This window comes from Caulobacter sp. GW821-FHT12F03 (assembly GCF_058806855.1).
On sequence record NZ_JBXAQC010000009.1, the window covers coordinates 26,142 to 42,575 of the forward strand.

The 16,434-nt window shown below is 68.4% G+C and carries 20 protein-coding genes; 13 read left to right on the forward strand and 7 right to left on the reverse strand.

Going from position 1 to position 16,434, the window contains the following annotated elements:
• The first annotated feature begins 127 nt into the window (after nt 1–127).
• Both AC1RN0_RS17375 and map read left to right on the forward strand, forming a co-directional pair.
• Nucleotides 128–544 (forward strand): hypothetical protein, encoded by a 417-nt coding sequence (locus AC1RN0_RS17375; protein WP_492788727.1) that lies wholly within the window; start codon nt 128–130, stop codon nt 542–544.
• Between the two features lie 108 nt (nt 545–652).
• Nucleotides 653–1,483, forward strand: a complete 831-nt coding sequence (gene map, locus AC1RN0_RS17380) for a type I methionyl aminopeptidase (RefSeq protein ID WP_492788728.1) — start codon at nt 653–655, stop codon at nt 1,481–1,483.
• Here map and AC1RN0_RS17385 read toward each other — a convergent pair.
• Nucleotides 1,480–1,734, reverse strand: a complete 255-nt coding sequence (locus tag AC1RN0_RS17385) for a BrnA antitoxin family protein (protein ID WP_492788729.1) — start codon at nt 1,732–1,734, stop codon at nt 1,480–1,482. The two genes, map and AC1RN0_RS17385, sit on opposite strands and share 4 nt — an antisense overlap.
• Nucleotides 1,718–1,999 carry a BrnT family toxin gene (locus AC1RN0_RS17390; RefSeq protein ID WP_492788730.1) on the reverse strand — a complete coding sequence of 94 codons (282 nt, stop codon included), beginning with the start codon at nt 1,997–1,999 and terminating at the stop codon, nt 1,718–1,720. The genes AC1RN0_RS17385 and AC1RN0_RS17390 overlap by 17 nt, the downstream gene beginning before the upstream one ends.
• 112 nt (nt 2,000–2,111) lie before the next feature.
• On the opposite strand from AC1RN0_RS17390, the gene radC reads away from it, so the two are divergent.
• A complete protein-coding gene (gene radC, locus AC1RN0_RS17395; protein ID WP_492788731.1) occupies nt 2,112–2,804 on the forward strand; it encodes a RadC family protein in 693 nt (230 codons plus the stop codon).
• On the opposite strand, the gene msrQ is transcribed toward radC, so the two are convergent.
• The 3 genes from msrQ to AC1RN0_RS17410 all read right to left on the reverse strand — a co-directional run bounded on the left by msrQ (nt 2,801) and on the right by AC1RN0_RS17410 (nt 5,044).
• On the reverse strand, nt 2,801–3,397 hold the full coding sequence (gene msrQ, locus AC1RN0_RS17400; RefSeq protein WP_492788732.1) for a protein-methionine-sulfoxide reductase heme-binding subunit MsrQ: 597 nt from the start codon (nt 3,395–3,397) through the stop codon (nt 2,801–2,803). The two genes, radC and msrQ, sit on opposite strands and share 4 nt — an antisense overlap.
• Nucleotides 3,397–4,320, reverse strand: a complete 924-nt coding sequence (msrP, locus tag AC1RN0_RS17405; protein ID WP_492788793.1) for a protein-methionine-sulfoxide reductase catalytic subunit MsrP — start codon at nt 4,318–4,320, stop codon at nt 3,397–3,399. Before msrP ends, msrQ begins: the two co-directional genes overlap by 1 nt.
• A gap of 97 nt (nt 4,321–4,417) precedes the next feature.
• On the reverse strand, nt 4,418–5,044 hold the full coding sequence (locus tag AC1RN0_RS17410) for a glutathione S-transferase family protein (protein ID WP_492788733.1): 627 nt from the start codon (nt 5,042–5,044) through the stop codon (nt 4,418–4,420).
• A gap of 108 nt (nt 5,045–5,152) precedes the next feature.
• Here AC1RN0_RS17410 and AC1RN0_RS17415 point away from each other — a divergent pair, with 108 nt between their 5' ends.
• The 5 genes from AC1RN0_RS17415 (at nt 5,153) to bioD (ending at nt 10,658) form a co-directional block, all read left to right on the forward strand.
• Nucleotides 5,153–6,496: a spinster family MFS transporter gene (locus AC1RN0_RS17415; RefSeq protein ID WP_492788734.1), complete on the forward strand. Its 1,344-nt coding sequence runs from the start codon at nt 5,153–5,155 to the stop codon at nt 6,494–6,496.
• An 87-nt stretch (nt 6,497–6,583) separates the two neighbouring features.
• A complete protein-coding gene (locus AC1RN0_RS17420; protein WP_492788735.1) occupies nt 6,584–8,086 on the forward strand; it encodes a spinster family MFS transporter in 1,503 nt (500 codons plus the stop codon).
• A gap of 31 nt (nt 8,087–8,117) precedes the next feature.
• Nucleotides 8,118–9,434 (forward strand): adenylosuccinate lyase, encoded by a 1,317-nt coding sequence (purB, locus tag AC1RN0_RS17425; RefSeq protein ID WP_492788736.1) that lies wholly within the window; start codon nt 8,118–8,120, stop codon nt 9,432–9,434.
• 43 nt (nt 9,435–9,477) lie between these two features.
• Nucleotides 9,478–9,921 (forward strand): DNA-deoxyinosine glycosylase, encoded by a 444-nt coding sequence (locus AC1RN0_RS17430; RefSeq protein WP_492788737.1) that lies wholly within the window; start codon nt 9,478–9,480, stop codon nt 9,919–9,921.
• A gap of 59 nt (nt 9,922–9,980) precedes the next feature.
• Nucleotides 9,981–10,658 carry a dethiobiotin synthase gene (gene bioD / locus AC1RN0_RS17435; RefSeq protein WP_492788738.1) on the forward strand — a complete coding sequence of 226 codons (678 nt, stop codon included), beginning with the start codon at nt 9,981–9,983 and terminating at the stop codon, nt 10,656–10,658.
• On the opposite strand, the gene AC1RN0_RS17440 is transcribed toward bioD, so the two are convergent.
• Entirely contained in the window at nt 10,655–10,972 is a 318-nt protein-coding gene (locus AC1RN0_RS17440) for a DUF1476 domain-containing protein (RefSeq protein ID WP_492788739.1), read from the reverse strand. The two genes, bioD and AC1RN0_RS17440, sit on opposite strands and share 4 nt — an antisense overlap.
• A gap of 230 nt (nt 10,973–11,202) precedes the next feature.
• On the opposite strand from AC1RN0_RS17440, the gene purC reads away from it, so the two are divergent.
• The 4 genes from purC to AC1RN0_RS17460 all read left to right on the forward strand — a co-directional run bounded on the left by purC (nt 11,203) and on the right by AC1RN0_RS17460 (nt 13,489).
• Nucleotides 11,203–11,961 (forward strand): phosphoribosylaminoimidazolesuccinocarboxamide synthase, encoded by a 759-nt coding sequence (gene purC / locus AC1RN0_RS17445; protein ID WP_492788740.1) that lies wholly within the window; start codon nt 11,203–11,205, stop codon nt 11,959–11,961.
• Nucleotides 11,962–11,978: 17 nt separating this feature from the next.
• Nucleotides 11,979–12,218: a phosphoribosylformylglycinamidine synthase subunit PurS gene (gene purS, locus AC1RN0_RS17450; RefSeq protein ID WP_492788741.1), complete on the forward strand. Its 240-nt coding sequence runs from the start codon at nt 11,979–11,981 to the stop codon at nt 12,216–12,218.
• On the forward strand, nt 12,219–12,881 hold the full coding sequence (purQ, locus tag AC1RN0_RS17455) for a phosphoribosylformylglycinamidine synthase subunit PurQ (protein WP_492788742.1): 663 nt from the start codon (nt 12,219–12,221) through the stop codon (nt 12,879–12,881). It abuts the gene before it with no gap.
• Nucleotides 12,882–12,958: 77 nt separating this feature from the next.
• The gene (locus tag AC1RN0_RS17460; protein WP_492788743.1) at nt 12,959–13,489 is read left to right on the forward strand and encodes a hypothetical protein; all 531 of its coding nucleotides are present in this window, start codon (nt 12,959–12,961) and stop codon (nt 13,487–13,489) included.
• Here AC1RN0_RS17460 and AC1RN0_RS17465 read toward each other — a convergent pair whose 3' ends face one another.
• A complete protein-coding gene (locus AC1RN0_RS17465; RefSeq protein ID WP_492788744.1) occupies nt 13,490–14,098 on the reverse strand; it encodes a peptidylprolyl isomerase in 609 nt (202 codons plus the stop codon). It abuts the gene before it with no gap.
• 58 nt (nt 14,099–14,156) lie between these two features.
• Between AC1RN0_RS17465 and purL the strand changes: the two genes are divergently transcribed.
• The gene (gene purL / locus AC1RN0_RS17470) at nt 14,157–16,355 is read left to right on the forward strand and encodes a phosphoribosylformylglycinamidine synthase subunit PurL (RefSeq protein WP_492788745.1); all 2,199 of its coding nucleotides are present in this window, start codon (nt 14,157–14,159) and stop codon (nt 16,353–16,355) included.
• Nucleotides 16,356–16,434 lie beyond the last annotated feature (79 nt).

Genomic DNA, 16,434 nt, shown 5'->3' on the forward strand with positions numbered 1-16,434 from the left:
TCCCGGCGCGCCGGGAGGCTGGCAGACCCCGTCACGGCTATCAACCGCGGCGCCCGTCTTCCGGCTCTGGCGTGTCCCGCGTCGCCTGCACTATGTGTCTGGCCTTCCAGCCAGCGCGGGACCGACCATGACCCATTCCTCAACGTCCAACGGCGGCCAGGGCTCCGACGCCGCCGGCGACCTGCGGGCGCGGTTGCGGACGGACCTGCGCGACGCCATGAAGGCGCGCGACGCCGTCGCGACCGGCCTGCTGAGGCGGCTGATCGCGCTGATCGACAACGCCGAGGCCGTAACGCTGACGCCGGACCAGGCCGCTCCGGTCGACCTTTCGGCAGGGACGTCGGAATGGGTCGCCACCGGCGCGTCCTTCGGCGCGGCGGAGGTCCCGCGCAAGGTCCTCACGGCCGACGACCTGACGGCCCTGTTCCGGACGGAAGCCACGAAGATCGCCGCCACGGCCGCCGAGATGGACCGGGTCGGACGTCCCGACGAGGCGGCCGTCGCCCGCGCCGAGGCGGCGCTGCTGGCCCGCCATCTCGCCTGAGGCGTCCGTCACGGTCCCGCCGTTGATCTTCTGTGCTACAATGCCGACATAGGCTCGACTGACATTTGCATCGTCCCCGCCGCGGCGGCTGGACGAGAGGACCGCTTGATGACCCTCACCGACACCATTTCGGACGCCGAATACCGCACCGGCGAGATCCGCGTTCATGGCCCCGAGGGCTTCGAAGGCATGCGCAAGGCCGGCCGGCTGGCCGCCGAATGCCTCGACATGCTGATCCCGCACGTCGTGCCGGGCGTGACCACCGCCGAACTGGACCGGCTGTCGCGCGAGTTCGTGCTGGACAACGGCGGCCTGCCCGCCTGCCTCGGCTACCGGGGTTACATGCACACGGTGTGCATCTCGACCAACCATGTGGTCTGCCACGGCATTCCCAGCGACCGCGCGCTGCGCGAGGGTGACATCGCCAACATCGACGTCACCGTCATCGTCGACGGCTGGCACGGCGACACCAGCCGCATGTACGGCGTCGGCGAGGTTTCGCCCCGCGCCCGCCGGCTGGTCGACGTGACCTATGAAGGCATGGCCCGCGGCCTGGCGGCCATCAAGCCGGGCGCCACCTTCGGCGACATCGGCCACGCCATCCAGAAGTACGTCGAGGCCCAGCGCTGCTCGGTGGTGCGCGACTTCTGCGGCCACGGCGTCGGCCGGGTCTTCCACGACAGCCCCAACGTGCTGCACTTCGGCCGCCCGGGCGAAGGCCCGGTGCTGAAGGAAGGCATGTTCTTCACCGTCGAGCCGATGGTGAACCTCGGCCGGCCGCAGGTGAAGGTGCTCAGCGACGGCTGGACGGCCGTGACCCGCGACAAGTCCCTGTCGGCCCAGTGCGAGCACAGCTGCGGCGTGACCGCCGATGGCGTCGAGCTGTTCACCGCCTCCCCCGCCGGCCTGTTCAAGCCGGCGATCCAGGGCGAGGGCTAGACGCCGGCGGCCTTGCGCAGCACGGCGTTAATCCGCCCCTGCCAGCCGGGACCACCGGACTTGAAGCTCTCAAGAACATCAGCGTCCAGGCGCAAGGTCACCTGTTGCTTGGGGGCATTCGAGAGCGGGCGTCCACGCCGAACGGGAATGCCCCCGACGTGGAGAACCGCCTTCTCAAAGAACTCGTCCGGGAGCTCGGGAATCTCAGCATAGGCGGCGGCGTCGGGTTCGGTTTCATCGACCTTTTTCAAGTCGCTTCCCAAAGCGCGCTTGTTCACGGGCATTTGCCTTCCTCATCGAAATGACGTGCCGGGTTTCGTCACGCCGCGTCCAAACGACGACGACCATTCTTCCCCGAAGCCGCCCGATCGTCAGGATTCTCTCCTCACCGTAGTCGAACCGCTCATCCAGAATATCGAGCGTGAAATCGTCGAAGACTTCGACCGCATCGTCGAAATCCAGACCGCGGTTGCGAAGCGTCGCCTCGCGCTTGTTCGGATCGTAAGTGATCGTCATTTAATGTAGCTACATTAAATCCGGAGTCAATCCTGCGCGACCGATGCCGTTTGCACAACCCATCCGGGCATTGCATGATGGTCCGAGGTTAGGACCAGGGGCGCGGGGTCGCTTGTCACGGACCGGATCAACGACCCAGGCGCATCACCTCGGCCACCGGGAGCGCCTGCGCGAGCGGGCGCTGAAGAGCCTCGACGCCCTGCCCGACTACGAGCTGCTCGAGCTGTTCCTGTTCCGCACCTTTCCGCGCGGCGAGGTCAAGCCGCTGGCCAAGGCGCTGCTGGCGCGGTTCGGCGCGCTCGGCGGGGTGCTGACCGCCTCGGTGGAGGACCTGAAGACCGTCCCGGGCATCGGCGAGGCGGCGGCGCTGGACCTGCGGCTGCTGGGCGAGGCCACGCTGAGGGTAGGCCGCGAGACTATCCGCAAGCGCACGGTGATCGGCTCCTGGAGCGCCCTGCTGGCCTATGTGAAGGTCGCCCTGGCCAACGAGCCGCGCGAGCAGTTCCGTGTGCTGTTCCTCGACAACAAGAACCAGCTGATCGCCGACGAGGTGCAGAACCGCGGCACCGTCGACCATGCGCCGGTCTATCCGCGCGAGGTCATGCGCCGGGCGCTGGAGCTGTCGGCCAGCGCGGTGATCCTGGTGCACAACCACCCGAGCGGCGACCCGACCCCCAGCCGCCAGGACATCGACATGACGCGGCAGGTGATCGAGGCCGGTCGCAGCCTGAAGATCTCGGTCCACGACCATCTGGTCGTCGGCCGCGAGGGCGTCGCCAGCTTCAAGGCGCTGGGTCTGTTCTAGGCCCGCGCCCGAACAGCCGCCAGCATCCGCCAGCCGAGCAGCAGCAGCACGATCGCGCCGTAGACCAGCGGCGGGCGGTGGTCGGCCTTGACCAGTAGGTAGTAGTGCACGACGCCCATCGGCGCGATCAGGTAGATCAGCCGATGCAGCTTGCGCCAGTTCAATGGCCCCAGCCGGCGGATCGCGGCGTTGAACGAGGTCGCCGCCAGCGGGATCAGCAGCACGAAAGCCGCCATGCCGATAGTGATGAACGGCCGCTTGAGGATGTCCTTCCAGATCGCGTGCCAGTCGAAATACTGGTCGACGCCGATGTAGGTCGACAGGTGCAGCACGACGTAGCCGAAGGCGATGAGACCGATCGGCCGGCGCAGGCGGATCAGGCGCGGCTGCTTCAGGATGCGGGCCAGCGGCGTGATCGTCAGGCCGACGATCAGCAGCCGCAGACCCCAGACGCCCAGATTGCGGATGACCGTCTCGATCGGGTTGGCCCCGAGCGCGCCCTGGTATCCGCGCCAGACCAGCCAGAGCAGCGGCAGCAGGCAGGCCAGCGAGACCGCCCAGAGGGCGATCGCGTCCACGGTCTTGCGGTTCATCAGAAGAACTTTTTCAGGTCCATGCCGCGGTAGAGCGATGCGACCTGCTCGCCATAGCCGTTGAACATCAGGGTCGGGCGGCGGCGGAATTCGCCGATGCGCCGCTCGGTGGCCTGGGACCAGCGCGGGTGGTCCACCTGCGGGTTCACATTGGAATAGAAGCCGTACTCCTGCGGCGCCGACAGGTTCCAGGCCGTGCGCGGCTGGGTCTCGGTGAAGCTGATGCGGACGATGCTCTTGATGCTCTTGAAGCCGTACTTCCACGGCACGACCAGCCGCATCGGCGCGCCGTTCTGGTTCTTCAGCGTCTCGCCGTAAAGGCCGACCGCCATCAGTGTCAGCGGGTTCATCGCCTCGTCGATGCGCAGGCCCTCGCGGTAGGGCCAGTCGAGCACCCGCCGCTTCTGGCCGGGCATCTCGGAGGGCCGGTAGAGGGTCTCGAACGCCACGTACTTCGCCTTGCTGGTCGGCTGGTAGCGCTTGAGCAGGTCGGCCAGCGGCACGCCCAGCCAGGGGATGACCATCGACCAGCCCTCGACGCAGCGGTGACGGTAGACCCGGTCCTGCAGCGTGTTGCCGCGCAGGAAGCTGGCCAGATCGACCGTGCCCGGTTTGGCGCACTCGCCGTCGATCCTGATCGTCCAGGGCGAGGTCTTCAGGGTCCCGGCGTTGCGGGCCGGATCGTCCTTGTCGACGCCGAACTCGTAGAAATTGTTGTAGCCGGTGACGTCCTCCTTCGAGGTCTTCGGCTCGGTCGTGGAGAACGGGCTCGAATTACCCTTCAGCGGGATGGCGGCGGCCTCGCCGGCCAGCCCCAACCCGATGCCGGCCGCGCCGAGCGTCAGAAACTCGCGCCTGCGCAGATAGACATCATGCGGCGTGACGTCGTTCTCGGTCAGGTCGTCGGCGTGGCGGATCAGCATGGTCGTCTCCGTGCCCCCGCACAGTCTACGCATGGGAAGGCTTCTGGATCACGCCGGTCGATCACGCGCCAGTCAACTCGCAGGCGCCCGGGCGTGATCAGGCGGCCAGGGCGTCCTTCTCCCAGGCGAGGAAGTCCGGCGTTTCCAGCAGGCGCTCGACGTACTGGCCCGCCGCGCCCGTGTCGCCGTAGTCGCTGGCGTGGATGCCGTAGCTGCGGAAACGGGTCGCCACCGGGGTGAAAAATGCGTCGGCGATGGTCCAGTCGCCGAACAGGAACGGGCCGCCCGAGCGGGCCAGCAGGCTGGACCACAGCTGGACCAGTCGGCGTACGTTGGCCTGGGTCGCCTCGGACAGGTCCGCCCTGGTCATCAGCGACAGGTCCATCGGGCATTCGCCGCGCAGGGACGCAAAACCACTGTGCATCTCCGCCGTCGCCGCGCGGGCCAGGGCGCGATCGGCCGGGTCTTCCGGCCACAGCTTCGCGTCCGGGAACCGCTCGGCCAGATATTCGCAGATCGCCAGCGAGTCCCAGACCGTAAGGTCGCCGTCCTTCAGCACCGGCACGAGGCCGGACGGAGAGTGCTTCAGGATCTCCTTCGTCGAGGTCTCGACCTCGCGCAGCGGAACCAGCGTCTCGGTGAACGGCGCGCCGGTGCGCTTCATCACCAGCCAGGGGCGCAGCGACCAGGTCGACCAGATCCTGGTGCCGATGACGAGTTCCATGGCCGACTCCTTCCATTGATCACGCAGCCGTTATTGCCGGCGGCGTCTGACGTGCACGTAAGCTGCCTCAACAACGAGAACAAGCGTGTGCCAGGGAGGAGCGTACAGATGACCGACGCGGTTGCGCCGGCGACGGGGGCTGTCGCGCCCGAGCCCGTTCCCCTGGTCAGCGACGGCTACCGCCGCTACGCCCTGACCCTTCTTCTGGTGATCTACACGCTGAACTTCCTCGACCGGCAGGTGGTCAACATCCTGGCCGAGCCGATCAAGAAAGATCTCGGTCTGCATGACTGGCAGCTCGGCATGATGACCGGGCTGGCGTTCGCGCTGTTCTACACCGTGCTCGGCCTGCCGATCGCGCGGCTGGCGGAGCGGGCCAACCGGGCCTGGATCATCTCCGGCGCCATCGCCGCCTGGAGCGGCTTCACGCTGCTGTGTGGCTTCGCCCAGAATTTTCCGCAGCTGATCCTCGCCCGTATCGGGGTGGGGGTCGGCGAGGCCGGCTGCACCCCGCCGTCGCATTCGCTGATCACCGACTATGTGCCGAAGGACAAGCGCGCCTCGGCCATCGCCTTCTATTCCATCGGCACGCCGCTGGGCTCGCTGCTCGGTATGGCCATGGGCGGGGTCGTCGCGGACGCCTGGGGCTGGCGGGCCGCCTTCCTCGTGGCCGGCGCGCCGGGCGTCTTCATGGCGCTGCTGGCGCTCTTCACCCTGAAGGAGCCGCGCAAGGCGGCGATCAGGGGTGTTCCCCACGCGGGGCCGGGCCTCGGCGAGGCCCTGGGCGAGATCCTCGGCAAGAAGACCTTCTGGCTGATGGCCATCGGCGCGGCGATCATCGCCTTCGCCGGCTACGGCAGCGCCGCCTTCATCGGCTCGTTCTACTTCCGCAACCACGCGGCCGAAGCCGCCGCCGCGGCGCAGGGCTTCGGCCTCGGCACCGCCGGGTTCCTTGGCCTGGCGCTGGGCCTCATCGGCGGCGTCGCCGGCATCCTCGGGTCCTTCCTCGGCGGCGTGATCGGCGACCGTCTCGGCAAGAAGGGGCCACAGGGCCAGATGACGCTGCCCGCCGTCGCGGCGATCATCGGCGCGCCCTTCTACATCTACGGCATGACCACGCCCTCGATGACCACGGCCATGGCCGTCCTGGCCATCCCGACCTTCCTCAATTCCATGTGGTACGGCCCCGTCTACGGCAGCGTGCAGGGCCTGGTGCGGCCCCAGACCCGCGCCACCGCGGCCGCGGTCATCCTGTTCATCATCAACCTGATCGGGCTGGGTTTTGGCCCCCTGGCGGTGGGTGCGCTGAGCGACTTTTACGCCGACGGTCTGCACATGGGCGCCGGCGAGGGCATCCGCTGGGCTCTGATGACCTCGGCGTCCTCGATGCTGGTCGCCGCGGTGCTGTTCTGGATCGCGCGCCGGACCATCAAGTCCGACATGGTCAGCTGACGCCATACCGTTGTTTCAAATCGCCACTGGCGATGCGCGACGCGCCGCGGCTAGAGTGGCCGGCTACGACTGGGGAGGATTCAACGGATGACCGATGTGACGGCGGGGGAAACCGCGCGGCCTGTCTATTCGAACGGCTACAAGACGCTCGTGCTCGGAATGCTGCTGGCGGCTTACACGTTCAATTTCATTGATCGCACGATCATCGCCACCATCGGCCAGGCCATCAAGGTCGACCTCAAGCTGACCGACACCCAGCTGGGCCTGCTGGGCGGCCTGTACTTCGCCCTGCTCTACACGACCCTCGGCATCCCCATCGCCCGGCTGGCCGAGCGCAAAAGCCGGGTCAACATCATCACCTGGTCGCTGATCATCTGGTCGGGCTTCACGGCGCTGTGCGGCGCCGCCCAGAACTTCGTCATGCTGGCCATCCTCCGGTTCGGGGTCGGTATCGGCGAGGCGGGCTGTTCGCCGCCGTCGCACTCGCTGATCAGCGACTATTTCGAGCCCAAGAAGCGGGCCACGGCCCTGTCGATCTACGCCTTCGGCATCCCGCTCGGCACGATGATCGGCGCCGTCGCCGGCGGCTGGCTGACCCAGGCCTTCAGCTGGCGGGTGGCCTTCGTCGTCGTCGGCCTGCCGGGCCTGATCCTGGCGGTGCTGTTCAAGCTGCTGGTCAAGGAGCCGCCGCGCGGCCATTCCGACATGGTCGAACACCCGATCGAGCCGGAAGACGTCACCGCGCCGGTGGCCCCGGAGCCGAAGCCCTTCTCCATCGCCAACGAGTTCCGCGAACTCTGGGGCGTGGGCAAGGTCCTGTTCGGCAAGTGGCCCGTGCTGCACATGGTGCTGGGCGTGACCATCGCCTCGTTCGGCTCGTACGGCTCGGGCGCCTTCGTGCCGGCCTATTTCGTCCGCCAGTTCGGCCTGGACTACGCCACCGTCGGCCTGATCACCGGCCTGGTCGGCGGCTTCTCGGCCGGCATCGGCACGCTGGTGGGTGGCTTCGTCGCCGACCGCGCGGCCCGCAAGAGCGCCATCTGGTATCCGCTGGTTCCGGCCATCGGCCTGCTGATCGCCACGCCGATCTACATCGCCGCCTACCTGCAGAACACCTGGCAGCTGGCCGCGATGATCCTGCTGGTCCCGGGCATCTTCCACTACACCTACCTCGGCCCGACGTTCGGCGTGGTGCAGAACTCCGTGCCGGTGACCCAGCGGGCCACGGCGACGGCGCTGCTGTTCTTCTTCCTCAACCTGATCGCCCTCGGCGGCGGGCCGGTGTTCACCGGCTGGCTCAGCGACCTGCTCGGCCAGTTCAACTTCAGCCACCCTGGCCTCGGCGTGGCCGGCCTGTTCCAGGGCTTCAGCGGCGACGCCGGCGTCGGCGACTTCATCAAGGAATGCCCGGGCGGCAAGGCTCCCGAAGGCGCAGCCGAGGCGCTCGGCGCGGCCTGCCATACGGCAGGCTCGATGGGCACGCGGCAGGCGATCATCATCTCGCTCTGCTTCTACGCCTGGGCCTCGGTGCACTACTTCCTGGCCGCCATCGGCATGGTCAAACACATGAAGTCGACCGCGGGCGGTTGACGCCAAGGGCGCCAAGGGCGTAGCGGGCGGCATGATCCCTCGCTACGCCCGCCCCGACGCCGTCGCCATCTGGTCTCCCGAGACCCGGTACAAGATCTGGTTCGAGATCGAGGCCCATGCGGCCGACGCCATGGCGGAGCTGGGAACCATCCCCAAGGCCGCCGCCGCGGCGATCTGGGCCGGCGGCAAGGACGCCGTCTGGGATTCCGACCGCATCGACGAGATCGAGCGGACGACGAAGCACGACGTCATCGCCTTCCTGACCCACGTCTCCGAGGTCGTCGGGCCCGAAGCCCGTTTCCTGCACCAGGGCATGACCAGCAGCGACGTGCTGGACACCTGCCTGGCCGTGCAGATGTCGCGCGCCACCGACCTGCTGCTGGAAGACGTCGACCTGGTGCTGGCCGCGCTCAAGCGCCGGGCCTTCGAACACAAGTTCACCCCGACGGTCGGTCGCAGCCACGGCATTCACGCCGAACCGACGACCTTCGGCCTGAAGCTGGCCGGCCACTACGCCGAGTTCCAGCGGGCCAAGGAACGGCTGGCCATGGCGAAGTTCGAGATCGCCACCTGCGCCATCTCCGGCGCCGTGGGCACCTTCGCCAACGTTGACCCGCGGGTCGAACAGCATGTCGCCGACAAGATGGGCCTGGCCGTCGAGCCGGTCTCGACCCAGGTCATCCCGCGTGACCGCCACGCCGCCTGGTTCGCGGCCCTGGCCGTGGTCGCCAGCTCGATCGAGCGGCTGGCCATCGAGATCCGCCACCTGCAGCGCACCGAGGTGCTGGAAGCCGAAGAGCCCTTCGACCCCGGTCAGAAGGGCAGCTCGGCCATGCCGCACAAGCGCAACCCGATCCTGACCGAGAACCTGACCGGCCTCGCCCGCCTCGTCCGTTCGGCGGTCGTGCCGGCGCTGGAAAACGTCGCCCTCTGGCATGAGCGCGACATCAGCCATTCGTCGGTCGAGCGCGGCATCGCGCCGGACGCCTCGATCCACCTCGACTTCGCGCTGCGCCGCCTGGCGGGCGTGGTCGAGCGGCTGGTGATCTATCCGGAGAACATGCTCAAGAACCTCGACCGCCTCGGCGGCCTGGTGCACAGCCAGCGCGTCATGCTGGCCCTGACCCACAAGGACGTGAGCCGCGAGGAGGCCTATGCGGCCGTCCAGAGCAACGCGATGAAGGTCTGGCGCGGCGAGGGCCGGTTCATCGACTTCCTCAAGGCCGACCCGTTCGTCAGCGCCAACATGACCGACGCCGAGCTCGACGACCTGTTCGACAATGCCTACCACTTCAAGCACGTCGACACGATCTTCGCCCGGGTGTTCGGGGAACAGGCCAACGCGTAAGCGCTCCTTCCCGCCGGTCGTCGCGGCCGATACGCGGCTGCTGGTGCTGGGCAGCCTGCCCGGCGAGGCCTCACTGGCGGCCGGACGCTACTACGCCCACCCGCAGAACGCGTTCTGGCGGCTGATGGGCGAGGTCCTCGGCGAGGACATCGCCGCCCTGCCCTATGACGACCGCCTGGCCGCCCTGCTGCGCCATCGCGTCGGCCTGTGGGACGTTGTCGGCGAGGCCAGCCGGCCGGGCAGCCTCGATGCCGCCATCCGCGACGCCGTTCACAACGACCTCGCCGCCCTCGTCGAAACCCTTCCCGCGCTGTGCATGGTCGCCTTCAACGGCGGCAAGGCCGCGGCCGACGGTCGAAAGCTGCTGGCCGCCCAGGCCGACCGGCTGCGGCTGGTGACCCTGCCCTCGTCGAGCCCTGCCCACGCCAGCCTGCGATTCGAACAGAAGGCTGACGTCTGGAAGGTGCTGCGCGAAGCGCTGGGCTAGGGGTGTTGCCGTTTCCCGGCGGGGCGCCTATCCCGGGACCGCACAGGGGGATCCGCCGCGTGAGATCGTTCTTCATCGCCGGGGCCGGCACCGATGTCGGCAAGACCTATGTCACGGCGGCCCTGGCCCGCGCCCTCTTGCGGACGGGCCGGACGGTCGGCGTCTTCAAGCCGGTGGCCAGCGGCTACGACCCCGCGCATCCGGAGGAAAGCGACGCGGGCCGGCTGCTGGATGCGCTCGGCCTGCCCCTCACGCCCGACAATATCGAGGCCATCTGCCCGCTGCGATTCGCCGCCCCGCTGTCGCCGCCCGCCGCCGCCCGCCGCGAAGGGTCGGCGCTCTCGCTGGAGACGATCGCCGGCCTCTGCGAGGGCAGGGTTCGCGCCGCGGCGACCGATGTGCTGCTGATCGAGGGGGTGGGCGGGCTGATGTCGCCGCTGACCGACGACGCCACCGGGCTGGACCTTATGACGCGACTGGCCGCGCCGACCGTGCTGGTCGGCGGGACCTATCTGGGCGCGATCAGCCATCTGCTGACCGCCGTCGAGGTGCTGATGGGGCGGGGTGTGGAGATCGCCGCGGCGGTGATCAGCGAAAGCCCGTCTCCGGCGCCCGATTTCGAGGAAACGGTCGCCGACATCGGGCGCTTCCTGCCCGGCCTGCCGCTGTACGCCGCGACCCGCGCCGACGCGTGGCGGGCCGACGCTCTGGCCGGCCGCCTGCTGGCCGAAGCCTAGCCGCCGTTCTTGATCTGGTCGCGGGCCTGGGCCAGCAGCTCGTCCATCTTCATGCGGACGTCGCCTTCGCTCACGGCGACGCCGGAGCCCTTCAGGTCGCCGAACACCTTGCGAAGAACATCGTCGTCGCCGGGTTGCTCGAAGTCCGCCTTCACCACGGCGCGCACGTATTCGTCCACCGACTCCAGGCCCATCAGGCCGGCAGCCCATTCCGCAAGCATGCGGTTGCGCCGGGCGGCGGCCTTAAAGTCCTGCTCGGCGTCATGCGCGAACTTCTTCTCGAAGCCCTTTTCGCGGTCGTCGAACGTGCTCATGGAAACTCCAGTGGTCTTTACGGGCGCCCTGATATCCCCTTGCGCGCGTCGCCGCAATGCGATGCGTGGCCGCGCGGGCTCCGGGTTTGCGTGAGCCCCCCCATTCAGGTAGTTTCCGGCTCGACTTCAGCGACAGCGGCCCTGAGTCGACGAACCGCGCGCCGGCCTTCCGCCGCGCGCGATTTTTGTTCCGCAAGGCCGCCGCGCGCCCCCACGGGGAACACCACCAGATGACGACCCGCCGAAAGAAGATCTACGAGGGCAAGGCCAAGATCCTCTATGAGGGTCCGGAGCCGGGCACGTTGATCCAGTACTTCAAGGACGACGCGACGGCGTTCAACGCCCAGAAAAAAGCGGTCCTCGAAGGCAAGGGCGTCATCAACAACCGTATCAGCGAATTCGTGATGGTGAAGCTGGGGGCCATCGGCATCCCGACGCATTTCATCAAGCGCCTGAACCTGCGCGAGCAGCTGATCAAGGAAGTCGAGATCGTCCCGCTCGAGGTGATCTGCCGCAACATCGCCGCCGGCAGCCTGGCCACGCGCCTGGGCCTCGAGGAAGGCGTGCTCCTGCCGCGCTCGATCATCGAGTTCTGCCTGAAGGACGACAAGCTGGGCGACCCGCTGGTCGCCGAGGAGCACATCACCGCGTTCAACTGGGCCACCACCCAGGAGATCGACGACATCATGGCCCTGACCCTGCGGATCAACGACTTCCTGTGCGGGATGTTCGCGGCCGTCGGCATCACCCTGGTCGACTTCAAGGTCGAGTTCGGCCGGATCTACGACGGCGAGTTCGCCCGCATCATCCTGGCCGACGAGATCAGCCCCGACAGCTGCCGGCTGTGGGATTCGACGACCAACGAGAAGCTCGACAAGGACCGCTTCCGCCGCGACATGGGCGAGGTCATCGAGAGCTACACAGAAGTCGCCCGCCGCCTGGGCATCATGAAGGAAATGCCGACGGTCATCCGCGGCGGCCTGCACTAGGGATTTCGAGTCTGCCGATGAAAGCCACCGTCCACGTCTTCCTCAAGCCCGGCGTCCTCGACGTGCAGGGCAAGGCCGTTGAGAGCGCCCTGCACGGTCTGGGCTGGGCCGATGTGAAGGACGTCCGCGTCGGCCGGGTGATCACCTTCGACCTGGCTGCGACCGAAAAGGCCGCCGCCGAAACCGAGGTGAAGGCGATGTGCGACAAGCTGCTCGCCAACACCGTGATCGAAAGCTACCGGGTCGAGGTGGCCTAGGTGAAAGCCGCCGTCATCGTCTTCCCCGGCTCCAACTGTGACCGGGACTGCAAGGTCGCCATCGAGCGCTCGACGGGCGCGAAGGTCGACATGGTCTGGCACGGCGACAGCGACCTGCCGGACGGCCTGGACCTGATCGTGCTGCCGGGCGGCTTCTCCTATGGCGACTACCTGCGCTGCGGGGCCATGGCGGCCCTGTCGCCGGTGATGCAGGCGGTCAAGGCCGCGGCCCAGCGCGGCGTGGCCACGGTGGGCATCTGCAACGGCTTCCAGATCCTCTGCGAGGCCGGCATGCTGCCGGGCGCGCTGCTGCGCAACGAAGGCCTGAAATACGTCTGCAAGCCCGTGGCGCTGGAAGTGACCAACGCCCAGACCCGCTTCACCGCCGCCTACCAGGGCCGGCGCGAGGTGACGATGACCGTGGGCAACGGCGAGGGCAACTTCTTCGCCGACGAGGCCACGCTGGACCGGCTCGAGGGCCAGGGCCAGGTGGTGTTCCGCTACCTCGACAACCCCAACGGCTCGGCCCGCAACATCGCCGGCATCGTCAACGAGGCCGGCAACGTGCTGGGCATGATGCCCCACCCCGACCGGGCCTTCGAGGTCGAGCTCGGCTCGGCCGACGGCGCCCTGCTGTTCCAGAGCGCGCTGGCCAGCGCCTGAGTTCAGCCCTGCGGGGAATTTGGTGGCCGCGAGTCGCACGCTCGGCCACGGTGACCGCCGTTCCTTCGGAGGGGGTCATGGACGTCAGTCAGATCAACTGGGCCTGGGTCGCGCTGGGCGTATCGGCGGTTCTGCTGCTCGTCTGGACGCTGGTGGCGCGACGGGCGAAGGCCGGCGCGCCGGCGGCGTTCGTCGGCCTGGCGCACCTGATCGTCGCCGGTCTGCATTCCGCCGCCCCCGTGCGTGGCTACCTCGATCCGCAGTACGTCGGCTACGGTTTCGGCCTGCTGACGGCCGACCAGGGCCTGGCCGTGTCCATCACCGCCGGCGCGGTGTGGGTCGTCGCCGTGCTGGGGGCCTTCCTGGCGCTGGCGAAGGCGCGCGTCGCGATGGCCTTCGTCGCCCTGTCCAGCCTGGCCTTCGCGGTGATCATCGGCGCGCCGCTGGTCCGCGACCTGCTGATCACGCCCGACACCAGCAAACTCCAGCTCGGCGAATACCTGACCATCCCCGGCATGGCGGCCATCGGCCTGCTGCTGGCGATCCTGGTGCTGCCGTTCGTGATGGGCTTCGTCTGGGCCGCGCGGCGCGTTCTGAAGCGCGGCTGATCAGACCCGCTTCACCGCCGTGAACTTCACCGGCGGGTCGAGGATCTGCCCGGCCATGCCGTAGTCCGCGCCCTCGGTCGGCGAGACCGGCATGGCGTGGATCGCCAGCACCACGTCCATGCCGCCGACCACCTGGCCGAAGGCGGCGTAGCCCAGGTTGTCGCCCGGCTTGATCGGATTGACGTCGTACCAGGGCGCCTCCTCGAGGCAGATGAAGAACTCCCCGTCCGCCGTGCCCAGCTCGCGGCGCGGCATCGACAGGGTGCCGACCCTGTGCCGCAGACCCGTCTGGCTGGTCGGCTCATGGGCGATCGGCGGCAGCAGGCGTTTGGGATCGCCGTGGCAGCCGCCCTGCAGGAGGCCGGCGTTGGGCAGGGCCTCGAGCCGGACCGTGCGGTAGAACTCCGCGCCGTCGAAGCGCTTCTCGTCGACGTAGCGCAGGAAGTTGGCCACGGTGATCGGGGCCTTGTCGCCGTAGAGCTCGACCGTGATCGTCCCGGCGGCCGTCTCGATGGCCACCCGCACGGGCGGCGTCTCGGCCCGCGCCGCCCCGCCGAGCAGCGGCAGGGCGGCCATCGCGGCCATCAGCGTTCTGCGATCCTGTTTCATGGCGCCATCTTCACTCGCTCGCCCTGACATTTCGAGTGGAATCCGCTAAGCCCGCGCCATGACCGCCTCCCCCGCGAAGAGCATGGCCGCCACGGCCGTCGAGTTCGGCCTCAAGCCCGAGGAATACGAGCTCATCGTCCGTCGTCTGAACCGCGAGCCCAACCATGTTGAGCTCGGCGTTTTCTCGGTGATGTGGAGCGAGCATTGCTCGTACAAGTCCTCGCGCAAGCACCTCGGCAAGTTCCCGACCAAGGGCCCGCGGGTGATCTGCGGACCGGGCGAGAACGCCGGCGTCATCGACATCGACGACGGCCAGGCCTGCATCTTCAAGATGGAGAGCCACAACCACCCGTCCTACATCGAGCCCTACCAGGGCGCGGCGACGGGCGTGGGCGGCATCATGCGCGACGTGTTCACCATGGGCGCGCGGCCGGTGGCGCTGCTGAACGCCCTGCGGTTTGGCGATCCTTCGCACCCCAAGACCAAACGCCTGGTCGGCGGCGTGGTCGCCGGCATCGCCGGCTACGGCAACTGCGTGGGCGTGCCCACCGTGGCGGGCGAGACCAACTTCCACCGCGGCTATGACGGCAACATCCTGGTTAACGCCATGTGCGTGGGCCTGGCCGACGCGGACAAGATCTTCTACTCGGCCGCCCCCGGGCCCGGCCTGGCGGTGGTCTATTTCGGGTCCAAGACCGGCCGCGACGGCATCCATGGCGCGACCATGGCCAGCGCCGAGTTCGACGAGGACAGCGACGAGAAGCGCCCGACCGTGCAGGTCGGCGACCCCTTCGCCGAGAAGCTGCTGATCGAGGCGACGCTGGAGCTGATGGCCACCGGCGCGGTGGCCGCCATCCAGGACATGGGGGCGGCCGGCCTGACCTCCTCTTCGGTCGAGATGGCAGGCAAGGGCGAGGTCGGCATCGAGCTGGACCTCGACCTCGTGCCCCAGCGCGAAGAGGGCATGACCGCCTACGAGATGATGCTGTCGGAGAGCCAGGAGCGGATGCTGGCCATCCTCAAGCCCGGCCGCGAGCATGAAGGCCACGCGATCTTCGAGAAGTGGGGCCTCGACGCCGCCGTCATCGGCTGGACCACCGAGACCGGCCATATCGTGCTGAAGCACAAGGGCGAGGTGGTCTGCGACATCCCGCTGGCCCCGCTGTCGGAAGACGCGCCGCTGTACGACCGCCCCTGGACCGAACCGGTGAAGCAGCCGCGCCTCGACCCGGCGCAGGTCACCGCCCCCGCCGACTGGGAAAAGGCCGTGCTGCAGGTCATCGGCTGCCCCGACATGGCCTCCAAGCGCTGGCTGTGGGAGCAGTACGACCGCCACGTGATGGCCGACACCCTGGAGGACAGCGCCACCGGCGCCGACGCCGGTATCGTCCGCGTGCACGGCACCCGCAAGGCGCTGGCCGTGACCAGCGACTGCACCCCGCGCTACGTGCAGAACGATCCCTACGAAGGCGGCAAGCAGGCCGTGGCCGAGGCCTGGCGCAACCTGACCGCCGTCGGGGCCGAGCCGATCGCCATCACCGACAACCTGAACTTCGGCAATCCGGAGCGGCCCGAGATCATGGGCCAGATCGTCCGGGCCATCGACGGCATGGCCGAGGCCTGCCGCGTGCTCGACTTCCCGGTCGTGAGCGGCAATGTCAGCCTCTACAACGAGACCAACGGCGCCGCGATCCCGCCCACCCCGACCGTCGGCGCGGTGGGCCTGCTGACCGAGTACAGCCTGCGGGCCGACTTCGCGGGCATGAAGTCCGGCGACACCCTGGTGCTGGTCGGCGCCAACGCCGGCGAACTCGGCGCCTCGATCTATCTGCGCGAGGTGCTCGGCCGCGAGGACGGCGCCCCGCCGCCCGTCGACCTGGCGCTGGAACGTCGCACGGGTGACTTCGTGCGCGGCCTGATCAAGTCCCGGCAAGTGACTGTCGTGCATGACCTTTCCGACGGCGGACTGATCGTCGCGGCGGCCGACATGGCCCTGGCGTCGAACGTCGGCCTGACGCTGGACGCGACCAGCCCGGGCAATGCCCATCCGTTCCTGTTCGGCGAGGACCAGGCCCGATACCTGATCGCCACGGCCGATCCGGAAAGCCTGCTCAAGGCCGCCGCGGACGCCGGCCTGCACGCCAGCGTCGTCGGCCGGGCCGGCGGGGACGCCTTCGCGTCGAAGGACCTGTTCAACATTCCCATGGCGACCCTGCGCACGGCGCACGAGGCCTGGATGCCGGGGTATATGGGCTAACCGGGGACATGTACCGAAGGTACGTGTCCCCCAATCGAGCGGCTGTGGATTAGGGGGACACGTACCTTCGGTACGTGTA